Below are 19775 nucleotides of genomic sequence, written 5' to 3'. Positions count from 1 at the left end.
GTAGTGAGGGAGGGCCATGGAGCTGCGATCGGACGCCTCCGCCGCGGACCCGGACGGCGGCAGTCGGCGGGGGATCACCCAGGCGGAGGCGCGGGCAGCCTTCCTGCAGCGCATCGGCGGGGAGGCAGTGGACGCCGGGCAGTTCCTCGCCCGGGCGGACGGGGTGGCCCGAGACCACACCGGCCTGTTGGGCGCGGTGCTCGGCGCAGTCGTCGCGGGCAGCGGGCAGGACCCCGGCGAGGATCGCACCGCCGCCGCCCTCACGGCTCTCGCCGCCTACGGCGCGCTGGCGGCCCACCGGCCCGCATGCCCGTCCGAGGAGCAGCCCTCGGTGTGGGGGCTGGACCTGGCCACCGGCTCGCTGCGCCGGATACCGCACGAGGACGCCTTCGGCGCGCCGCCGCTTCCCCGACCCCCGTTCCGTCCCCCGGTGGGTGCGGCCGCCGGGCTCACCTGGATCTCCGCTGTGGAGACCGGGTTGGCGCAGCACTGCGAGGCGCTGCTGGCACAGAAGTCACGGGTCGCGGCGGTGCCCGGTCCGGCACCCTCCACTGTCCCGGCGATCGGCGTCGCGCAGGAGCGGCGACCGGCCGCACCGCGCGCTCCCCTCGACCCGCCCCGCTGGGCGCGCCCGGTCGAGGCACTACGGGCCCACGGCCGGGCATCGGTCGCGGTGCTGCTCGACCACGACCCCCAGGCGGTCGCGGTCCTTCCCTATCTCGTCCAGATCGTGCTGGTGGAGACCGCCGGATGAAGCGGAACAGCGGTGCTCGTTGACCGCCCCTCCGAGGGCACCGCGCCGGCCGAGGCGTGGCGCGGTCGATCGGCAGGCCGGCGAACGTACGTGACCGGGGGTCAAGGGGTCGCAGGTTCACATCCTGCCGTCCCGGCTCTTCGCGTGGTCGGGCCCGTGGGTGGTGCCGGGTGCACCGGGTGGGGCGGAGGGTGGTGCACCGCGGCGTATCCAGGGGCGGTCCGGGTCGTGACAGTGGAGCACCACTGATCGACCGAGAAGGGCAAGGGGATGCCGGAGTTGTCGACCTCGCGGCGGCGAGTGCGCGGAGTTGCCGTCCTGGGTGCGGGTGCGGTCGCCGCCGCCGTGATCCGGCGCGGGGCCCGGAAACGCGGCCGGGCCCGTGGCCGCCGCGCGGGAGCCGGGGCGGCGGCGGTGGAGCAGGCCGTGCGGAGCCGGTGGAGCAGGCCGTGCGGAGCCGGTGGGTGGTCTTCCTCGCCCACGGGCTGGTGGCGGTGGCGTCCCAGGCGCTGTTCGTGACCTACGCGCCGGTGACGCAGGACGCCGCGCGGCACTTCGGTGTTCCGGTGGACCGGATCGGTTGGCTGTCCCAGGTCTTCCCGCTGGTCTACGTCCTGCTGGCGGTCCCGGCCGGTCTGGCGCTCGACCGGTTCCTGCGTCCGGCGCTGGTGCTGGGCGCGGTCCTCACCGCGGCCGGCGCGTTCCTGCGGCTGGTGGCCGACGACTTCACCTGGGCGTTCGTCGGGCAGGCCGTCGCCGCGGTGGGACAGCCGTTCGTCCTGAACGCGATACCGGGTCTCGCCGTGGCCTACCTGGCGGAGCGGCACCGCGCCACCGGCGTCGCCGCCGCGTCCGCCGCGACGTTCGCCGGCATGGTCCTGGGCTACCTGCTCGGCGCCTGCCTGCCGGGCGAGGGCCACATCCGCACCCTCGCCTTCGTCACCGCCCTGGTCGCCCTGGACGCCGGGGTGTGCCTCGTCGCCGCCCTGCGTCTGCGCCCGCACCCGAGCCACGGGTTGGCGCCGGCCACTGGCGGGGCGGGCGGTGCGGGTGGCGTCCGGGCCTTCCGGACGGCGTTCGGCAACCGGCACGTGCGCCGGCTGTGCGCGGTGGCCGTCATCCCGATGGGCACGTTCATCGCCCTCGCGACCTTCGTGCAACCGCTGCTGGCGCCGGCGGGCGTCGCCGAACCCACCGCCGGCCTCGTCCTCGCGCTGACGATGGTCGCCGGCGTGGTCGGCTGCGCGGTCGTGCCGGTCTGGGCGGAGCGGCGCGGCCGCGAGGTCGAGGTGATGGGCGCCGCGATCGCCGTCACCGCGATGGCCTGCCTGCACCTGGCCCTGGTCCCGAGCACGCCGACGGCGTTCGTCACGCTCCTCGGGACCGGGTTCATGCTGCTTCCCGCCCTTCCCATCGGGTTGTCCCTGAGCGAGCGGCACGCGCCGGGGGCCGAGAGCACGGCGGCCGGGCTGATCTGGATGGCGGGCAACCTGGGCGGGGTCGTGCTGGCGACGGTGGTCGGACTGCTCGTCACCCGCCCCGCGCTCGCCTTCGCGGCGCTGCTGGCCGCCACCCTGCTCGCCCTGCCGGCCCTCCACTGGTTCCGCCGGCTCGAACGGCCGGTCGATCCCGTGGTGTGAGGTCCGGTGGTGTGAGATCCCGTGGTGTGAGGTCAGGTGGTGCGAGGTCCCGTGGTGCGAGGTCCGGTGGTGCGAGGTCAGTTCGAGGCGGTCGCGAGGATGCCGGGCGCGATGTCCAGCACGAGGAGCGCTGCCGCCAGGTGGGCCGGGTTCTCCTCGACCTTGACCGCCGAGAGCTCGTTGGCGCGCGAGACCCGCCGCTCGACGGTGTTGCGGTGCACGTAGAGGGCGGCGGCGGCCCGGGTGGTGTTGAAGCCGCACTGCACGTAGGTGAGGAGCGCCTGCCGCAGCGCCGGGTCGGCTCCGGCCAGCGGTCCGAGGGTGTTGACGACGAACCGCCGGGCGCCGGCCCGGTCCTTGGTGAGCGCGTCGATCAGCTCGACGTCGGCGTAGGCGGTGAACTGCCGGTCGGACGCGAGCCGGACGACCAGGGCCTGCGCCGCCAGGGCGTCCTGGTGGCTGGACCGGAACCCTTCGAGTCCGCGGCCGGGCCGGCCCACCGCGCCGCGGACCCCGGGCGCCGCCGCCATGGCCTGCTCCACCCGGTACAGGTCCGGGAGGTCCGCACTGGAGAGCCAGATCCAGCGCGAGGCGGTGCTGCCACGTGCCACCAGGGTGCTGCAGTCCGAGGCCGGGGTGCTCACCGCCGCGACGGCCAGGTCCAGGGCGTCGACGTGCCGGGGGGCGTCGATCCACAGCACGAGACCGGTGTGCCAGCGCCCCAGCCGGTAGTGCAGGCGCCCCTCCGCGAGGTCCTGCGCCATCGGTGCTCCGCCGGCGATCAGCTGGATCAACGCGATCGCCTCGGCGTCCGCGTTGCCCCTCGCCGCGGCGAGACCGGCTTCCCGCAGCGCCAGGACGGAGTCGAGGGCGTACTGCACCAGCGACTTCGCCGACACGTCCAGGACGTCCACCAGCAGGTCGCGGTCGGTGAACTCCGCCGTGCACTCCTCCAGCCACCGCCGCCAGCCCAGGCCCAGGGCCACCCGCCAGGCGCCGGCGAAGTCCGGCGCGATGCCGCGCGAGACCAGGACGTTGATGTAGGTGGTGGCGCGCGGCCCGACGTACGGCTCCACCCGCCGCCCCGGCTGCTGAGCGCCGTCGTCGACCTGCACGAGGAGCGCGGCGCGCAGCTCGCCGTGATCATCCGGCGGGAGATGGGCAAGCCGCTGGACCAGGCCCTCGCGGAGGTCGAGTTCAGCGCCGCCATCCACCGGTACTACGCCGAGCACGCCGAGGAGTTCCTCGCCGACGAGCCGATCGAGCTCCTGGGCGGGGAGGGCACCGCGCTGGTCCGCCGCCGGCCGGTCGGCGCGCTGCTGGGGATCATGCCCTGGAACTACCCGTACTACCGGGTGGCCCGGTTCGCCGCACCGAACCTCGCGCTGGGCAACACCATCGTGCTCAAGCACGCCTCGCAGTGCCCGGAGTCCGCCGCGGCCCTCCAGCAGCTGTTCATCGACGCGGGCGCCCCCGAGGGCTGCTACGTCAACGTCTACGCCACCCGCGAGCAGATCGCCGCCGCCATCGCGGACCCCCGGGTGCAGGGCGTCTCCTTCACCGGTTCGGAGCGGGCCGGCGCGGAGGTCGCCGCGCAGGCCGGGCGCAGCCTCAAGAAGGTGGTGCTCGAACCGGGCGGCTCGGACCCCTTCGTCGTGCTGTCGACCGACGACCTCGACGCCACCGTCCGGGCGGCGGTCGAGGCCCGGTTCGAGAACACCGGGCAGGCGTGCAACGGCGCGAAGCGGTTCATCGTCGCCGACGACCTCTACGACGCCTTCCTCGACAGGTTCACCGCGGAGGTGCTCGCCCTGACCGACGGCCTGGCCCCGCTGTCCTCGGTCGCTGCCGCCGAGCACCTCGACGAACAGGTCGATCGGGCCGTCGCCGCCGGGGCGACCTTCGTCTCCGCGCGGGGGCGTCGAGGGGCCCACTTCCCGCCCGGCGTCCTGACGAACGTGTCGCCGACGTCGCCGGCCGCCGCCGAGGAGTTCTTCGGCCCGGTCGCGATCGTCCACCGGGCCCGGTCGGAGGACGAGGCCGTCGAACTGGCCAACGCCACCCCCTACGGGCTGGGCTCCTACGTGTTCACCACCGACCCCGCGCAGGCGGAGCGGGTCGCCGACCGGATCGACGCCGGCATGGTCTTCGTCGACGGCGTCGGCCTGGAAGGCGCGGAACTGCCCTTCGGCGGGGTCAAGCGCTCCGGCTTCGGCCGGGAGCTGGGCCAGGCCGGGATCGACGAGTTCGCCAACCGGAAGCTCATCCGCACCGCCCCGACCCGTCCGTCGCAGCCCATCGGAGGAAACCCGTCATGACCGTCGAGTTCGACGCCGCCGTCTTCCGCGCCCCCGGCGAACCGCTGACCGTCGAGCGGGTCACCCTGCCCTCGACGCCGCCGCCCGGCGAGGTGCTGGTGCGGCTCGGCGCGAGCGGGCTGTGCCACAGCGACCTCCACGCGCTGCTCGGCGAGTGGGAGGTCCCGGTGCCGATGATCCTCGGCCACGAGGGGGCGGGACGGTCGAGCGGGTCGGCGCGGGCGTCACCGGCCTCGCCGCGGGCGACCGGGTGGTGCTGTCGTGGACGCCGTCCTGCCGGCCTGCCGCTACTGCGTCGGCGGCAGGCCGGTCCTCTGCGACCTGGTCAGCCGGCACTCGGCGAACCACCTGTCCTTCGACGGCCGGCCGCGCGTCAGGTCCGCGGCCGGGGGCGACGTGTTCAGCTTCGCGGGCCTGGGAACGTTCGGCCAGTACGCCATGGTGCCCGAGTCGGCGGCGGTCGCCGTCCGCCGGGACGCCCCGTTCGCGCAGGCCGCCCTGGTGGGCTGCGCCGTCACCACCGGCGTCGGCGCGGCCGTCAACACCGCCCGGGTGCGGCCGAGCGACACCGTGCTGGTGATCGGCTGCGGCGGCGTCGGCCTGAACGCGATCCAGGGCGCCCGGCTGGTCGGCGCCCGCCGGATCATCGCCGCCGACGTTTCCGACCAGAAGCTGGCGCAGGCCCGGCACTTCGGCGCCACCGACGTGATCGACAACCGCACCGAGGACCTCGCCGAACGGATCTCCCAACTCACCGGCGGACGCGGCGTGGAGGTGGCCATCGAGGCCATCGGGCTGCCGCGCACCATCGAGGCTGCCTACGCCGTCCTCGCCCGGGGCGGCACGGCGGTGGTCGCCGGGCAGGTGGCGGACGGCGTGCGGATCACCATCGACCCGTTCGTCATGTCCGACCGGGAGCTGTCCCTCATCGGGTCCACCTACGGCTCCAGCACGCCGGACACGGACTTCCCCCTGCTGATCGACCACTACCTGGACGGCCGGCTCGACCTCGACTCGCTGGTGACGCGCGTGATCGACCTGAAGGACATCAACGAAGGCTTCGAGCAGTTGCGGGCCGGTACCGGCATCCGCTCGGTGATCGCGCACTGAAGGATCGCGTACGGAAAGGCGGTGGCCGTCGGATGGCCCTGGAATCGTCCCGGCTGGCCTTCGAGCGGGCCCGGCGCAGCATCGGCGGGGGTGTCGGGTCCGGCCTGCGCGCCGCGATGCCGCCCCACCCGCTCTTCGTGCGGGAGGCCCGCGGCGCCCACGTGTGGGACCTCGACGGCGACCGGTACACCGACTACGTGATGGCCTGGGGCCCGCTCGTCCTCGGCCACGGCGACCCGCGGGTGCTGGCCGCGGTGTCCGACGTGGTGCAGCGGATGCAGGTCGTCGGCACCGGCCACGCGCTCGAGTACCTCGCGGCGGAGGCGGTCCTGGCGGCCGTCCCGCACGGCGAGCGGTTGCTGTGGAGCAACACGGGGACCGAGGCGGTGCAGGTCGCGCTCCGCCTCGCGCGGGCCGCCACCGGGCGGCGCCGCGTCCTCAAGTTCGCCAGGAGCTACCACGGCTGGCACGACACCGTGTTCGCCGGGACGACCGAGGACGACTGCGACCGCCCGGCGTCACCGGGCGGGCCGGGACAGTCGGCCGGGGTGCTGGACGACCTGGTCGTGGCGCGGTTCAACGACGTGCGGCTGGCCGAACGCCTGCTGGGCGAGGCCGTCGAACGCGACATCGCGGCCGTGCTCGTCGACCCGGTGATGAGCAACGCCGGCGTCGAGGCACCCGCGCCGGGGTTCCTGGCGGCGCTGCCCACCCTCTGCGACCGGCACGGCGTCGTCCTGGTCTTCGACGAGGTGATCGCCGGGTCCCGGATCGCCCGTGGCGGGGCGGCCGAGAAGTACGGCGTGCTGCCCGACCTGTCCGTCTTCGGGAAGGCGATGGCCGGGGGCTTCACCCAGAGCGCCGTCGTCGGCCGGGCCGAACTGGTCGACCAGATGGCCGCCGGGGTGGTGCACGCCGGAACCTTCAACGCCAACCCGGTCGCGCTGGCGGCCGTCGGGGCGACGATGCGGGTCCTGGCCGATCCGGCGGTCTACGAGCAACTCGAAAGGAACTCGGCCGAGTTCGAGGCCCGCGTCGGCGGCGCGCTCGGCCCGTCCGGCGACTTCGGCCGCTTCCACCGGGTCGGTTCGCTGCTCCAGCACGTCCCCGCCGGCGGTGCCACCGGGCTCCACGGCACCGGCGGGACCTGGACCGCGATCCTCGAAGGGATGCTGCGCCGGGGCTTCCTGTTCATGCCGTCCGGCAAGGTCTTCCTCAGCACGGCGCACACCACCGCCGACATCGGGGCGACGGCCGAGGCCCTCCACCGGCTCCTGGAGAAGCTCTGACTCCGGACTCGATCCACCAGGTGTGCGCCCCACCCACTCCGGACCGGGCCGTGTGTTCCCCCGCGGCCCGGTCCGGCCCACCTCCCGGAGGCGCAGGCCCGGTGGCACGTCTGCCGCGACGTGCCTCGCTCCGTGGGGGGCCTCGCGGGGACCACGGCGACGCATCCCCGCACCTTCCGGCGGATCAGTCGGCGAGGATCCGCTCCACTCCCTCCCGGTAGCTCGTGACCTGGAACTCGGGAAAGCGGGCCGCGAACTTCGACGTGTCGAAGATGTTGTCGGCGCAGTAGCGGACGAGCAGTTCGTCCATCTCGTCGAGCGGCTTCACGAAGCGGCGCCCGAGGCGGAAGGCGAGCATCGGCAGCACCGTGTAGCCGATCCGGCGGCCGGTGACCTCGCCGGCGATCCCGATGAGCTGGGCGTAGGACTGCCGGTCCGGGTCGATGGGCAGGTGCCACGTCTGACCGTAGGCGTCCGGCGTGTTGCCGAGCAGTGCGAGGGCGCGGCTCGCGTCGGGGGTCCAGATCAGGGAGCGCTCGGTATGGGCGTCGATCGGGACGAACGGCCGCTTGCCCGCCTTGATCCGCTCGAAGACCAGGGAGTTCGTGTAGCTCTTCGTCCGGCCGGGGCCGTAGAACTCGGGCGCGCGGCCGATCAGGGCCTCGACCCGTCCGGCCCGCACGGCATCGAGCAGCGTGGTGGCGATCCGGGCGCGGACCCGTCCTTTGCGTCCGCCCGGGGCGAATGCCGTCGACTCGGTCTGGGGCGTCGACGTTCCGGGATACATGTAGGTGTTGTCGAAGAAGACGAGCTTCGTGCCGTGTTCGGCGCAGGCGTCGATGACGTTGCGCATCATGACGGGGAACTGCCGCTCCCACAGCTCCGAGTCCAGGGGCAGGCCGACGGTGAGGTAGGCGATGTCACTGCCCGCGACGGCCCGGCTGGTGGCGGCGGCGTCGGTGAGGTCCGCGGCCACCAACTCGTCGGTGTCGTTCACCTTCACCGGTTTGCGGCTGACGAGGCGGATGTCCTCGGTGTGGTGGCGGTGGAGCTCGTTCACGAGCTCGTCGGCGATCGGTCCGCCGGCGCCGAGAACGGTCTGCATGGGGGTCTCCTTCGGGGGGATGGTGCAGGTGTTGCGAAGAACGCCGTGCCACCACGTGACGGTGCGGTCGACCACCGTGGTCGGGGTGCGGGCCCGGCCGATGCGGTCGTCGGTCGAGCCCGGGGGACCTGGTCGCCGGTGTGGTGCCAGCGTGTCACCGAGGTGGGCGAGAAGAGGCGGGCGAGGTCGTCGACTGCTCCGATCGGCGCCAAGGTGTCGTCACCCAGGCTGATGACCGGGGCCGGTGCGGCGGCCGGCCGGTCGACCGCGTACGGCGGCCGGTGGGAGCCGGAGCCGGTGGCCGGTGGTAGCCGGAGCCGGTGGCCGTCATCGGCGGGACGAGAACGATCGGCGCGCCGGTGCCGCCCTGCTCAACGTCCGGCGCGGGTCGCCGTCCGCGAGGTGATCACGGCGAAGGAGAGGCCGGCGTCGCCGAGTCGGCGCAGCAGGTTCTCTCCCATGGCGGTGGCGGTGGTGACCTGGCCGGCGGTGGGCGGGTTGTCGTCGAAGGCCAGGCACAGCGCCGACTCGGCCAGCATCTTGGCCGTCTCGGTGTAGCCGGGGTCCGCGCCGCTGACCCGGGTGTGCACGGTCCGGCCGCCGCCCTCGCCGATGAGGTCGACGGTGAACCAGGTGCGGTCGCGCCGCTGCGCCGACGGCCCTTCTCCGCGGGGGAGGCGTCGGCCGACGGCGCGGCGCAGGGACGGGACCTGGACGGCCACCAGGGCGGCGGCGAAGCCGGCGAGTGCGCCGGCGACGGTGGCCAGGTGTCGGACCCCGGCGTAGTGGGCGTAGGTGAAGTCGGGCCCGTAGTCCGGGCGGGCGAGTGCGGAGCGCTTCACCACCTCGGGGTCGATCGTGGGCAGCGGGAGCAGCCAGGCCCCGAGCGTGCGGTCGCGCCGGGGCGGGCCGACGCGGGTGCGGACCCGCCGTCCGCGCGGTCGCGGCTCCAGGCGGCGGCGTCCGGCCGCGGCCTGCAGCATGGCGCGCGGGCGCGACAGCTGGCCGAGGGCGGAGTGCAGGGTGCCGCCGGAGACGGTGGCGTTGGTGCGCACCACTCCCCGGAGGGTCACCGGTACCCCGGCGGGCAACTGCTGGACGGTGAAGAGCGCGCCGAGGTCGTGCGGGACCGAATCGAAGCCGCAGGCGTGGACGAGGCGGGCGCCGGTCCGCTCGGCCGTCGCGTGGTGCTCGACGTACATCCGGTCGACGAACTCGGGCTCCCCGGCGAGGTCGACGTAGTCCGTGCCGGCTGCGGCGCAGGCCGCGACCAGTGGTCCGCCGTGCTCCAGGTAGGGGCCGACCGTGGTGATCACGACCCGTGCGGACTCGGCGACGCGGGCCAGGGACTGCGGGTCGGAGGAGTCGGCGTGCAGCAGTGCGGTGTCCTGCAGCCGCCGGTCGATCCGGGCGAGACGGTCACGAGCGGCCTCCAGCTTGGGCCGGTTGCGTCCGGCCAGGGCGATCCTGGCCCCGGGAGGGAGGCGGGCCGCGAGGTACTCGGCGGTCAGCGCGCCGGTGAAGCCGGTGGCGCCGAGGAGCACGAGGTCGAAGCGGCGCGGATTCGTGCGTGGGGGCATCGGGCCTCGGTTCCTTCGGACGTACGGTATGTTTACAGTGCTAACACAGCATAGGAGGGCAAAGTGAGCGATGTCAACATCTGAGAAGAGCGGCTACCACCACGGCGACCTGCGGGCGGCGCTGCTGTCGGCCGCGATGGAGCTGCTGGAGGGCGGCGAACCCTTCTCGCTGCGCGCCGTCGCCCGCCGGGCGGGCGTGTCGCCGACCGCGCCGTACCGGCACTTCAAGGACCGCGACGCCCTGGAGTCCGCGCTGGCCGTCGAGGGTTTCCGCGACCTGCTGGCCGACCTGGGCGGTGGGCGCGGCCTGCCCGCCTCGCCCTCGGACCTGGCCGAGTTCGCCGTCGCCTACGTCGCCTTCGCGCTGCGGCGCCCGGTCCTGTTCGGCGTGATGTTCGGCAAGCCCTGCGACGACGCCGACGACGAGCGGGTCAGGGCCGCCGGCGCCCTGCACGAACTGCTGGCCGATGCCCTGGAGCGCGTCCTCCCCGAGGCGGACGCCCCGGCGCTGGCGTCGGCGGGCTGGGGGCTCGCCCACGGGCTGGCCTGCCTGCACCTCGACGGCAAACTGCCGGCCGCACCGGAGGAGGGGGTCGCCGACCGGGTGCGCAGCGCCTTCCTCGCCATCACGTCGGTCGGCTCCTGACGCGCGCCGCCCAGCCCACCGGCGCACACGTCTCGACCCTGACCTCCTGCACCACCATCGACGGCGCCTGGCACTCCACGACCAGCCGGATCAACACGCTCTCCTCGGGCAGCACGACGTTCCCCCGCGGCCTGGACCTGCGGCTCGGCCGGGGCCGGATGAGCGACGACCTGCGCTCGCTGAAGCCGATCCGCCCGATCCGGCTCGACGTCACCACCGAGGGCCAGCTGGCCCTGCACCTGCCCGTGCCCACCTCCGTCCGGGACCGGAGCTGAGCACGGGACGACCAGCACCGGCACCGGCCACCTCCGAGCCGCCCTCCCGACCTCGCCGACGCCCGGGCGGACCCCCGCCCGGCCGCCCTGGTGGCCGCCGACCCCCTCGCCGGGACGGTGCGCCGCCTCGCTGTCCCGGTCCGTACGAAGGAAGATCAGTCATGACCAAGCGCGTCCTGCACGTCGTCACCAACGTCGGCCACTACGACGACCCGTCCCACGCCACGGGCCTGTGGCTCTCCGAACTCACGCACGCCTGGCACGTCTTCGAGGAACACGGCTACGAGCAGACCCTCGTCAGCCCGGCCGGCGGCGCGGTACCCCTCGAACCCCGGGCCCTGAAGTTCCCGAACTACGACCGGACGGCCAAGGCCTGGCGCGCCGACCCCGGGAAGATGGCGCTGCTCCACGACACGGCGAGCCCGGACCTCATCGACCCGGCCGAGTACGACGCGATCTACTTCACCGGCGGACACGCGGTGATGTACGACTTCCCCGACAGCGCGGGCCTGCAGCGCATCACCCGTGAGATCCACGAGCGCGGCGGCATCGTCTCCTCGGTCTGCCACGGCTACTGCGGCCTGCTCAACACCCGGCTCTCCGACGGCTCCTACCTCATCGCCGGCCGCCGGATGACGGGATTCGCCTGGACCGAGGAGGTCCTCGCCCGCGTCGACAAACTGGTCCCCTACAACGCCGAGGAGAAGGCCAAGCAGCGCGGTGCGCGCTACGAGAAGGCGGCGCTGCCGTTCGTCTCCTACGTCGTCACCGACGGCAATCTCGTCACCGGCCAGAACCCGGGCTCGGCCAGGGCCACGGCGAAGAAGGTCGTCCAGGCCCTCGAGGGCAACGCATCGGAGGAGCGCGGCTGAGCCGAGGCCCGGTCCAGCCGGGACCCGGTCCGTGGAGCGCGGCCCTTCAGTGGCGGTCCGGGCGCCGGGCGCGGTGGCGGCGCGGGTCGAGTGCGTCGCGCAGGGCGGAGAGGTCGGCGAGGGCTGCCGCATCATCATCCTCGAGGACCAGCTCGAAGAGGCCCTGCGCATCAACGAACAACTCCGCCGGGTCCGGACCGACCCGGACACCACGGCCGACACCTGACCCTGCGCAGGCGCGTGTGGGGCCCACCCGGTGGTTGGGTGGGCCCCACACGCGTTGTTCGGTGGCGGTCAGTCCTTGAAGGCGTCCTTGACGTGCTCGCCGGCCTGCTTGAGGTCGCCCTTGGCCTTGTCGGTGCGGCCCTCGGCCTCCAGGCGCTCGTTGCCGACGGCCTTGCCGACGGTCTCCTTGACGGTGCCCTTGAGCTTGTCGCCGGTGTTCTGGATCTTGTCGCCCGTGCTCATCGCGTCCTCCTCGCAGCCGTGTGCGCCTGCCCGGCGCCGGTTGTCCTTGCGGGGCGCCGCCTGCCCGCTCGGACCGCGAAGATGCGTAGGAATATTCGCCGGCGGCCGGGGCACGCGGCGGTCCGACACAGACCGCTCGACACCGACCGCGTGGAGGTCACCATGGTTCCCCTTCTTCTCGTCCTGCTGCTGGCCCTGCTCCTGTTCGGCGCCGGTTTCGCGCTCAAGGCCCTGTGGTGGGTCGCCGTCGTCGTGCTGGTGGTGTGGCTGGTGGGCTTCGTCGCCCGCAGCACGAATGCGACGGGCGGCCGGGGCCGCTGGTACCGCTGGTAGCCGACCCCGGTCGGCCGCCGTCACGCGTCCCGGAGCAGGGCGCGCAGCCGGTCGCGGTCGGGTTTCTCGGTGCGGCCCCGGCGCGGGATCTCCGGGACGCAGTGGATCCGGTCCGGGAGCGCCGCGTGGTCGATGGTGCGGGGCAGTTCGCGCCGCAGGGCGCGCAGCAGTTCGGCCTCCGGCCGGGTGCCGTCGGGGCGGACGGCCAGCACCACGGACTCGTCGGCGGTCCCCGGGTCGGGGACGCCGACGATCACGGCCTCGGCGACGCCGGGGAGCGCGGCGATCGCGGGTTCGTACAGGCCGGGGTAGAGGTTGAAGGAGCCCCGGATCAGCATGTCCTTGAGCCGGCCGATCAGCACGATCCGGCCCTGCTCGCCGATCCGGGCCCGGTCGCCGGTGCGCAGCTCGCCGAGCGGCCCGTCGCCGAGGTAGCCGATCGCCAGGTGCGGTCCGCGCAGCAGGAGTTCGCCGTCCTCGCCGAGCCGCGCGGTGACGCCGGGCAGCGGGAGGCCGGCCAGGTCGCCGTCGGCGGCGCGGGCGAGTTTGGCGTCCGCGTCGGTGACGGCGATCGGCAGCATCTCGGTGGCGCCGTAGACGACGGCGATCCGCGCCGCCGGGAGGGCCCGGCGCAGGCGGCGCAGGACGGGCGGCGGGACGGGGGCGGCGCCGAGCAGCACGGTGCCGAGGGTGGCGGGGAGCGCTCCGGCGTCGAGCAGGCGGGCCAGCGCGGCGGGCGTGCCGAAGGTGTGGGTGGCGCGGCGGCGGCGCAGGTCGCGCAGGAAGCGCCCGGGCCGGACCGGGAGCGGGGCCACCGACCAGGTCGCACCGGCGGCGAGGAACGCGAACGCGATCATCAGCTGCTCGGAGTGGACGGTGGCCCGTTCGGCCGCACCGGGCAGGCCGAGGCTCGCGGCGAGCAGGTCCCCGCCGGTCAGCAGGGTGCGCTGGCTGTGCACGACGGCGCGCGGACGGGCGGTGGTGCCGGAGGTGAAGACCACCAGGGCCGGGCGGTCCGGGTCGGCGGGCGGTACCGGGTCGCTGCCGGAAAGTGCGGACACGGCAAGGGAGTTCGCGGGCAGCCCGGGCAGCCGCGGGCCGGTGTGGAGCAGGCGCAGCGCCGGGTCGGCGAGTGCGGGCAGGTCGAGGCCGAGGCGGTGCAGCAGGGCCCGGCCCGGCCGCCGGGCGAGGAGCGCGGCGAGCCAGGACTCGGCGGCCGACCAGGCCGGTGCGGCGAGGCGGTCGGCGACCAGGCGGGTGCGGGCGGCGTCGAGTTCGGGGCCCGCCCCGGGGTCGGCGACCACGACGGCGGCGCCCGCCGCCATGACGGCGAGCCCGAGGACGGCGGCCTCGCGCCCGGGGCGGACGGCGAACAGCACGGTGTCGCCGGTCCGCAGGCCGGCGGCGCGCAGTCCGCTCGCGGTGGCGGCGACCCGGCGGGCGAGTTCGCCGTACGTGAGCGGGCCGCGGGTGTCGATCAGCGCCACCGCGTCTGGGGTGCGGCGGGCGTGCTCGGCGATCCGCCCGGACAGCGTTCCCGGGGGCGTCATCGGATGTCGACCTGTTCGGGCCGGTAGCGGTGGTCCGCGTACCAGGCGAGCGTGTTGCGCAGGCCGAAGGCGCGCAGCCGGCGTACGGAGCCGTGGACGCGCATCCCGGGGACGGTGCCGTAGGCGGCGGTGAGGCGGCGGACCTGGTTGACCAGGGCGCGGTCCTCGTGGAGCTCCTCGATCGCGGTGCGGGGGAAGCCGCCGCTGCGGAGGTACAGGTCGGCGGTGAGGGCCAGGTTGCAGCCGGGGCACATCAGGTAGGGGCCGAGGTACCGCGGGTCGCGGTTGCCGGGCCGGTAGCGGCCGAACCGGGCGGCCAGCGCGACGACCGCCGGGAGCAGCCGGGCCTCCCAGAACCTGAGCGGGAACTCGTCGGTGCGGGGCCGCAGCGGGCCGGTGACGAGTTCGAGTCCGCCGGCCAGGCCGCGGCGGGCGGCGGCCGTCCACCCGGGGACGGGCAGGCAGTCGGCGTCGGTGCGGGCCAGGTAGCGGGCGCCGGCGGCGACGGCGTGCCGCATGCCGGTGTCGGCGGCCGCGCCGGTGCCCTTGCGGGGCTCGGTGACCAGGTGCAGCGGGAAGGCACTGGTGCGGGCGAACTCCCGGACCACGTCGGCGGTCCGGTCGGTGGAGCCGTTGTCGACCACCACGCACTCGAAGTCGGTGTCGGTCTGCTCGGCGAGCGCGCGCAGCGTGCCCGGCAGCGAGACCTCCTCGTTGTAGGCGGGTACCACCACCCACAGTTCGGTCATCGACGTCCCCTCACGTCCGTCCCCCGCCCGCTCCGGTCCGGTCTCCGGTCCGGCCTCCGGTGCGGTGATCATGCCACAGCCCGGTCCCGTCCCACGGTACGTTTCCCGCAGGGGCGGCAGGACGTCTCCCCGCAGGGGCGGCAGGTCAACGAACACGGGGGCGGCACGGTGCACACGACGGCGGGGCGGCACGAGAGCAGGCTGCTGCGGGCGAGCCGGCCCGCGCTCTGGGCGCTGACCAGGGTGACGATGGCGCGGCCCTTCGGCCCGCTGCGGCGGGTGCCCGGGCTGGGCTGGGTGGCGAGCGACCCGGCGCTGATCCGGGCCGTGCTCAACGACCACGAGCACTTCACGCTGCTCGGCGAGGGCGGCGTCGGCCACCTGTGGGAGCAGGTCCTCGGGCCGTACGTGACCCGGCTGTTCGACGGCCCGGGCCACGCGGACCTGCGCCGCCGGGCCCGCGACCTGTTCACCGAGGACAACTCCGCCGCCCTGGTCGAACGGGCCGCCGGACCGGTGTACGCGGACGTCACCGGGCGCTTGGCCGCGGGGGAGCAGGTCGACGTGGCGGCCGCCGCCCGGCTGGTCGTCGGACGGCTGATGGCCGACCTGCTGGGGCTCCGCCTCCCGCCCGGCAGCCCGGACTCCGCGTACCTGGAGACCTTCGCGGCGGGCGAGCGGCTGGCCGCGCTGGCCCTCGACACGGCGGCGTCCACCGAACTGCCGCCGGAGCGGATCGCGGCGGCGAGGGAGATCGTCGCCACCCTGACCGCCGATGTCCCCGACGCCTTCGAGCACGCCGGACCGGACACCCTGCTCGGCCGCTGCCGCGCGTCCGGCATCACCCTGGAGGAGGCGTCCGGGCTCGCCGCCCTGCTGCTCGTCGCGGGCACCGAGACCGCCGCCAGCGCGATGGCCCGCACCGTCGCGCTGCTCCACGACACCGGCCAGCAGGGCCGGTTGCGCGCCGAACCGGCGCTGCTGCGCGACGCCGTCCGCGAAGGGCTCCGGGTCACCACCCCCGCCCCCGTGATCGGCCGGCACGTCGGCGCGGACGTCACCGTCGCCGGCCGCCGCCTGCTCCGCGGCGAACGGATCCTGCTGGTCACCTACGCCGCCGACAACCTGGCCGGCGGCTTCGACCTGACCCGCCCCTACGACCCCCGCTCCCGCCAGCTCTGGTTCGGCGCCGGCCGCCACCTCTGCCTCGGCGCCCCCGTCGCCCGCGCCGAGATCGCCCGCATGGTCGACGCCGTCCACGCCCCGGGCCGCCCCTACCGGATCGTCTCGCGCAGCTACGCCCGGAAGGTGATGATCCCCTCCTACGGCTCGCTGGTCGTCCGACTCGACTGACGGCGGCCGCGGGAGGCCGCCCGCGGAGCCGGTCCGTCGGCCGGTCGGCGCTGCGGTCGGCCGACGCTGCGGCGGTCCGGGCCGGGCAGGGGCGCCGAAGGCCGGGGCCGTCACGGCGGGTCGGGCTCGTGGCCCGCCGCGGCTCGGGCGAGGAAGGCGGCCGCGGCGCGGCGGGAGCGCAGGACGTGCAGCGCCGCGTCACCGGCCTGGTCGTCGATCGCCGCCAGGAGCAGCGGCAGGCTCCGGCGCCGCCACGACCACACCCAGCGCCAGAAGTCGAGCCGCTCCCGGGAACGGCGCACCGCCCGCCAGGCGCACAGCCAGAAGGGGAGGTCGAGCAGGACGGCGGTGTCCGCGCGGCGGAGGCGGACCTCCAGGACGTCGTAGGGGCCGAGATCGCCGTCCATGATCCACCGGTCCGCCCCGGCGAGCCCGCGCCGGACGGCGGCCCACCGCTCGGGCGGAGTCGCTTCGAGCCCCGGCCCCCAGAAGTGCTTGTCGAGCTCGACGACGGGGAGCCCGGTGGCCGTGCCGAGCGCGGCCGCCAGGGTCGATTTCCCCGCACCGCCCCGGCCGAGCACGACCACACGCTCCATGGCGGCCATTCTGCCGGACCGACCGGACCGACCGGACGGCCCGGCCCGGACCGTTCGGGCCGGGCCGTTCGGGGCGCGCACGGGAGTCGAGGCGGCGGGAGGGTCAGAGCTTGCGGAGGAACGAGCCGACCGACTTCACCGCGGCATCGGCCAGGTCGGTGAGCGCCTGGCCGAGCTGCTCCCACTCGGGGGAGAGGGAGCCCGGTTGCTGCCGGTCGGTCGGGGGCTGCTGCTCCTCGGGTTCGACCGCCTCGCCCCGGTAACCGACCGGCCCCTCATTGACCCGCTGGGACCAGCCGAGGAAGGAACTGCCGTCCTCCGCCAGGCCGATGGACGCCGAGCAGGCCCGCTGGTCGGTCCAGGCGATACGGTCGAAGGGGGTGGCCTCGCCTACGGCGAGATGGATCGTGAGCGGGCCGCCCCGGTGCCAGCGGCCGCCCCAGCCGGCCTGGGTGGAGAAGGTGCGGGTGGCGGCTGGGTCGGAGTCGCCGGGGAAGGCCCGACGGTCCGTCAGGGTGCCGCGCAGTTCGTACCAGCGGCCGTCGGCGTCGCGGGTGTGGCCGTAGAAGGTGTGCAGTTCCAGCGCGAACTCGACGGACGCCTCCGCGCCGGACCGCACCCGCCAGTCGAGCCGGGCCGGCATCGCTCCTTCGCCGGAGTCGAGGTGCAGCCGCCAGGGCGCGGTGGGCTCCCAGCTCTGCGCGCCCGGGGCCCGGCGGTCCGTGCGGTAGGTCAGCAGCGACCGGTCCATCGAGTCGGCGAGCCAGGCGCGTTCGGCCCCGTCGCGGTCCCATACCGGCTCGGCCAGTACCCGGTACAGCCAGAGGTGCGAGCGGGCGTCGGCGGAGCTGCGCAGCGTCAGGGTGTTGGTCGCGCCCGGGACGAGCAGCTCGGCGGGGACGGCGAGGACGAACTCCTGCGGGAGGTCGCCGCCGCCGGGTATGCGGTAATCACCGACGATCGCCTTGGAGTTGACGGCGATGTCGAGCGGCGCGAAGCCGGGCCGGGGACCCAGCTTGGAGACCAGGGCGCGAATCTTCACCGTGAGCTCGTCCGTCACGCCCTCCACCGGGACGTCGAACTCGACGGTGACCGTGGCCCCGGCGTCGAGGGCGAGGTGGTCGCGTGCGAAGCCTGCCCGCTCGGTGCTGACCACGGCGTTGCCGGTCCGGGGGACGGCGGTGGAGAAGTCGACGAACACGGGCTGCACTTTGGGCTCCTCGGGGCGGCCGCAGGGCGCGGGCGGATCGACTCCGGATGATGCCACGCCCCGGTGACGCCGGGCCGCCGGGTCGCCCGGGCCCGGGCCACCGGCTGGTTCGGGCTCGGAACGCCCCGTGCTGCAGGAACGCGCGGGGCAGCACATGCAGGACACCAGTGCCTGCCCACCCCGGGTTTCCTCGAAGGGAAACAGGTGCCCGCCTCGGCCAAAAGTCCTTCGGAGTTCCACCGGGATGCCCGAAGAACGCCTGGTCGAGGCTGATGCCGACTCGGCCCGGGCAGTTTTCCGCCGGGTGGCGCGCCGATGCGTACTTGCGTGCTCCTGTCCGGTGCTTCCTACGGTGCGGGCATGGAGCAGACGACCGAAGAGGTGTTGGCAGAGCTGAACCGTCCCCGGTCCGTTCGGGTGGCGTCGAGCGCCGTGCTGGCGACCAAGGTGGGTGCGGCCGCGGCGGCGATCGACCGTACGCGGGCCAGGAAGGCCAAGCGTAGAGGGAACGCAGGTGAGGAGCCCGCGCGGCGTAAGCCGGATCTGGTGCCGTTGCGTGCTGGTGGCGATCTGGTGGTCACGGCCTGGGAACTGCTCGGGGTGCTGGCCCGGGCGACGGCGCTGGCGCGGCAGGGGCGTGGGCGGGGGATCGCCGAGCACTGGCAGATCCTCAAGTACTGTGCCGCGCTCGGTGCGGACCGCCTCGGGACGATGCGGCTGTCGAAGGGCGGCCTGCTGCCGGAGCGGTCGTACCGGGGCATGCAGGCACGGGAGTTGGGGCGGGCCTTCGGGCTGGCGGTGGCGGAGCGGGCGGTGCGGGAGCGCTTCCCGGACCGGATCGTGTCCACGGTCGACGCGGAGCCGGTGCTGCTGGCCGGGTTCGCCCGCAGCGGCCGGGGCCTGCCCAACCTGGGGGCCAGGCCCCGGCCGGACTACTTCATCGAGGCCTGGCGGCCCGGGGCCCCGTCCCGGCTGTTCGCCGTCACCGTCAACGGCAACCACCAGGTGGCCACCAAGCGGACGGCCACGACCGACCGCACCAGCTACAACCAGCTGGCCCGGGGTACCGAACGGGCGGAGAACTTCCAACTCGCCGAGTGGAACGACGTTCCGTGCCTGCTGCTGTCGACCGAACTGCTCGCCACCGACGGCATCACCGTCCACGCACTGCGCGCCCCGGGGAGTGGTCTGCTGCCGCTCCGGGCCGCCGAGGGGAGGGGCAGCGCCGACATGCCGCCCCACAAGCGCAACCCGCCGTACGCCAACGCCGTTCAAGTGCCGCCCGCGGAGGGGAGATCGGGTCGGGTGCAGGACGGTTTCGCGATCCCGGCCGAGTACGCGGCCTGGTTCGGGCGGGTCGTGGCGCACGTCGGGGCGGCGAGCCGGCTCGCGCTGGCGGGTGCGGGCAAGCACATCGCCTGGTACTTGACCGAGGACCAGGGCAGCAAGCACTACGGCATCGACACCTTCGCGGGGTCGGACAGCGTCCACGACGCGGAGAACCGGTTCGGTGCCGTCCGCTACGTAGGCACTGACCAGGTGTTTCGGCTCGGCGGGCTTCGGGTGGAGGCATTCTCCGGGATGGTGGACCGCCTGTACGAGCTCCTGAAGGATCACGAGGTCGAGGAGTACCGGCGGGAGGCGTACCGGCTACGCGGGAAACTGCCGAGCGGCGGGGACGAGCGGTGGTCGGCGGTCTCGTTCGGGGACGACGGCAGCGCGCTCGGGATTCGGATCGTGCCTGACCAGGGTGGGGTGGTGCGGGTACCGGGAGCCGGCCGGTAGTGCGAAGACGGCGCCTCCTTGACCGTGGAGATTCGGGACACGGGGGCGGTCGGCGTCCGAGCGGGGTGAAGACTGCGGGACTCGGCCACGGGCCCGTACACTGTGGCGTCGAGGACGTTGCCGAGCGCGGTGGTGAACGTGG

The 19775-nt window shown here is 74.5% G+C and carries 18 protein-coding genes and 3 pseudogenes; 13 read left to right on the top strand and 8 right to left on the bottom strand.

Annotated elements, in window-relative coordinates; all coding sequences use genetic code 11:
• The first annotated feature begins 16 nt into the window (after positions 1-16).
• The gene (locus ACIOHG_RS03100) at positions 17-754 is read left to right on the top strand and encodes a hypothetical protein (RefSeq protein WP_400944642.1); all 738 of its coding nucleotides are present in this window, start codon (positions 17-19) and stop codon (positions 752-754) included.
• Between the two features lie 449 nt (positions 755-1203).
• Positions 1204-2394 (top strand): MFS transporter, encoded by a 1191-nt coding sequence (locus ACIOHG_RS03095; protein WP_400944640.1) that lies wholly within the window; start codon positions 1204-1206, stop codon positions 2392-2394.
• A 77-nt stretch (positions 2395-2471) separates the two neighbouring features.
• Here the strand turns inward: ACIOHG_RS03095 and ACIOHG_RS03090 are convergent, their stop codons facing one another.
• Positions 2472-3572, bottom strand: coding sequence for a PucR family transcriptional regulator (locus tag ACIOHG_RS03090; RefSeq protein ID WP_400944843.1), 1101 nt, complete (start codon positions 3570-3572; stop codon positions 2472-2474).
• On the opposite strand from ACIOHG_RS03090, the pseudogene ACIOHG_RS03085 reads away from it, so the two are divergent.
• The 4 genes and pseudogenes from ACIOHG_RS03085 to ACIOHG_RS03070 all read left to right on the top strand — a co-directional run.
• Positions 3483-4712 (top strand): annotated as a pseudogene (locus ACIOHG_RS03085) (aldehyde dehydrogenase family protein); the annotation flags it as partial. The gene ACIOHG_RS03090 and the pseudogene ACIOHG_RS03085 overlap by 90 nt on opposite strands.
• Positions 4709-4858 (top strand): annotated as a pseudogene (locus ACIOHG_RS03080) (dehydrogenase); the annotation flags it as partial. The pseudogenes ACIOHG_RS03085 and ACIOHG_RS03080, both read left to right, overlap by 4 nt.
• 115 nt (positions 4859-4973) lie before the next feature.
• Entirely contained in the window at positions 4974-5822 is an 849-nt protein-coding gene (locus ACIOHG_RS03075) for a zinc-binding dehydrogenase (protein WP_400944638.1), read from the top strand.
• Between the two features lie 32 nt (positions 5823-5854).
• The gene (locus tag ACIOHG_RS03070; protein ID WP_400944841.1) at positions 5855-7111 is read left to right on the top strand and encodes an aspartate aminotransferase family protein; all 1257 of its coding nucleotides are present in this window, start codon (positions 5855-5857) and stop codon (positions 7109-7111) included.
• Positions 7112-7295: 184 nt separating this feature from the next.
• Here ACIOHG_RS03070 and ACIOHG_RS03065 read toward each other — a convergent pair whose 3' ends face one another.
• Together ACIOHG_RS03065 and ACIOHG_RS03060 are read right to left on the bottom strand one after the other, a co-directional pair.
• Positions 7296-8216: an NAD-dependent epimerase/dehydratase family protein gene (locus ACIOHG_RS03065; protein ID WP_400944636.1), complete on the bottom strand. Its 921-nt coding sequence runs from the start codon at positions 8214-8216 to the stop codon at positions 7296-7298.
• Positions 8217-8587: 371 nt separating this feature from the next.
• The gene (locus ACIOHG_RS03060; protein WP_400944634.1) at positions 8588-9796 is read right to left on the bottom strand and encodes a saccharopine dehydrogenase family protein; all 1209 of its coding nucleotides are present in this window, start codon (positions 9794-9796) and stop codon (positions 8588-8590) included.
• Between the two features lie 70 nt (positions 9797-9866).
• On the opposite strand from ACIOHG_RS03060, the gene ACIOHG_RS03055 reads away from it, so the two are divergent.
• The 4 genes and pseudogenes from ACIOHG_RS03055 (at position 9867) to ACIOHG_RS03040 (ending at position 11815) form a co-directional block, all read left to right on the top strand.
• Positions 9867-10442 (top strand): TetR/AcrR family transcriptional regulator, encoded by a 576-nt coding sequence (locus ACIOHG_RS03055; RefSeq protein ID WP_400944632.1) that lies wholly within the window; start codon positions 9867-9869, stop codon positions 10440-10442.
• Between the two features lie 8 nt (positions 10443-10450).
• Positions 10451-10717: pseudogene (locus ACIOHG_RS03050) on the top strand (acetoacetate decarboxylase); the annotation flags it as partial.
• A 161-nt stretch (positions 10718-10878) separates the two neighbouring features.
• Positions 10879-11589 carry a type 1 glutamine amidotransferase domain-containing protein gene (locus tag ACIOHG_RS03045; RefSeq protein WP_400944630.1) on the top strand — a complete coding sequence of 237 codons (711 nt, stop codon included), beginning with the start codon at positions 10879-10881 and terminating at the stop codon, positions 11587-11589.
• 49 nt (positions 11590-11638) lie between these two features.
• Complete coding sequence (locus ACIOHG_RS03040) at positions 11639-11815, top strand: hypothetical protein (RefSeq protein WP_400944628.1); 177 nt, start codon at positions 11639-11641, stop codon at positions 11813-11815.
• 68 nt (positions 11816-11883) lie between these two features.
• Here ACIOHG_RS03040 and ACIOHG_RS03035 read toward each other — a convergent pair whose 3' ends face one another.
• On the bottom strand, positions 11884-12057 hold the full coding sequence (locus ACIOHG_RS03035) for a CsbD family protein (protein WP_400944626.1): 174 nt from the start codon (positions 12055-12057) through the stop codon (positions 11884-11886).
• Positions 12058-12219: 162 nt separating this feature from the next.
• Between ACIOHG_RS03035 and ACIOHG_RS03030 the strand changes: the two genes are divergently transcribed.
• Positions 12220-12390, top strand: coding sequence for a hydrophobic protein (locus tag ACIOHG_RS03030; protein ID WP_380373826.1), 171 nt, complete (start codon positions 12220-12222; stop codon positions 12388-12390).
• Between the two features lie 20 nt (positions 12391-12410).
• Here ACIOHG_RS03030 and ACIOHG_RS03025 read toward each other — a convergent pair whose 3' ends face one another.
• Both ACIOHG_RS03025 and ACIOHG_RS03020 read right to left on the bottom strand, forming a co-directional pair.
• Positions 12411-13940, bottom strand: a complete 1530-nt coding sequence (locus ACIOHG_RS03025) for a class I adenylate-forming enzyme family protein (RefSeq protein ID WP_400944624.1) — start codon at positions 13938-13940, stop codon at positions 12411-12413.
• Positions 13937-14689 carry a glycosyltransferase gene (locus tag ACIOHG_RS03020; protein ID WP_400944622.1) on the bottom strand — a complete coding sequence of 251 codons (753 nt, stop codon included), beginning with the start codon at positions 14687-14689 and terminating at the stop codon, positions 13937-13939. Before ACIOHG_RS03020 ends, ACIOHG_RS03025 begins: the two co-directional genes overlap by 4 nt.
• 168 nt (positions 14690-14857) lie before the next feature.
• Between ACIOHG_RS03020 and ACIOHG_RS03015 the strand changes: the two genes are divergently transcribed.
• Positions 14858-16042 (top strand): cytochrome P450, encoded by a 1185-nt coding sequence (locus tag ACIOHG_RS03015; RefSeq protein WP_400944621.1) that lies wholly within the window; start codon positions 14858-14860, stop codon positions 16040-16042.
• 110 nt (positions 16043-16152) lie between these two features.
• On the opposite strand, the gene ACIOHG_RS03010 is transcribed toward ACIOHG_RS03015, so the two are convergent.
• Together ACIOHG_RS03010 and ACIOHG_RS03005 are read right to left on the bottom strand one after the other, a co-directional pair.
• Positions 16153-16638: a hypothetical protein gene (locus ACIOHG_RS03010; RefSeq protein ID WP_400944619.1), complete on the bottom strand. Its 486-nt coding sequence runs from the start codon at positions 16636-16638 to the stop codon at positions 16153-16155.
• Between the two features lie 103 nt (positions 16639-16741).
• Positions 16742-17848: a hypothetical protein gene (locus ACIOHG_RS03005; protein ID WP_400944617.1), complete on the bottom strand. Its 1107-nt coding sequence runs from the start codon at positions 17846-17848 to the stop codon at positions 16742-16744.
• A 546-nt stretch (positions 17849-18394) separates the two neighbouring features.
• Between ACIOHG_RS03005 and ACIOHG_RS03000 the strand changes: the two genes are divergently transcribed.
• Positions 18395-19633: a hypothetical protein gene (locus tag ACIOHG_RS03000; RefSeq protein WP_400944615.1), complete on the top strand. Its 1239-nt coding sequence runs from the start codon at positions 18395-18397 to the stop codon at positions 19631-19633.
• Positions 19634-19775: the final 142 nt, after the last annotated feature.

The sequence above is a fragment of the Kitasatospora sp. NPDC088134 genome (assembly GCF_044741705.1).
Taxonomy (GTDB): Bacteria; Actinomycetota; Actinomycetes; order Streptomycetales; family Streptomycetaceae; genus Kitasatospora.
Note: the sequence above shows the minus strand (reverse complement) of the source record. Positions and strands in the feature narration are given on the sequence as shown.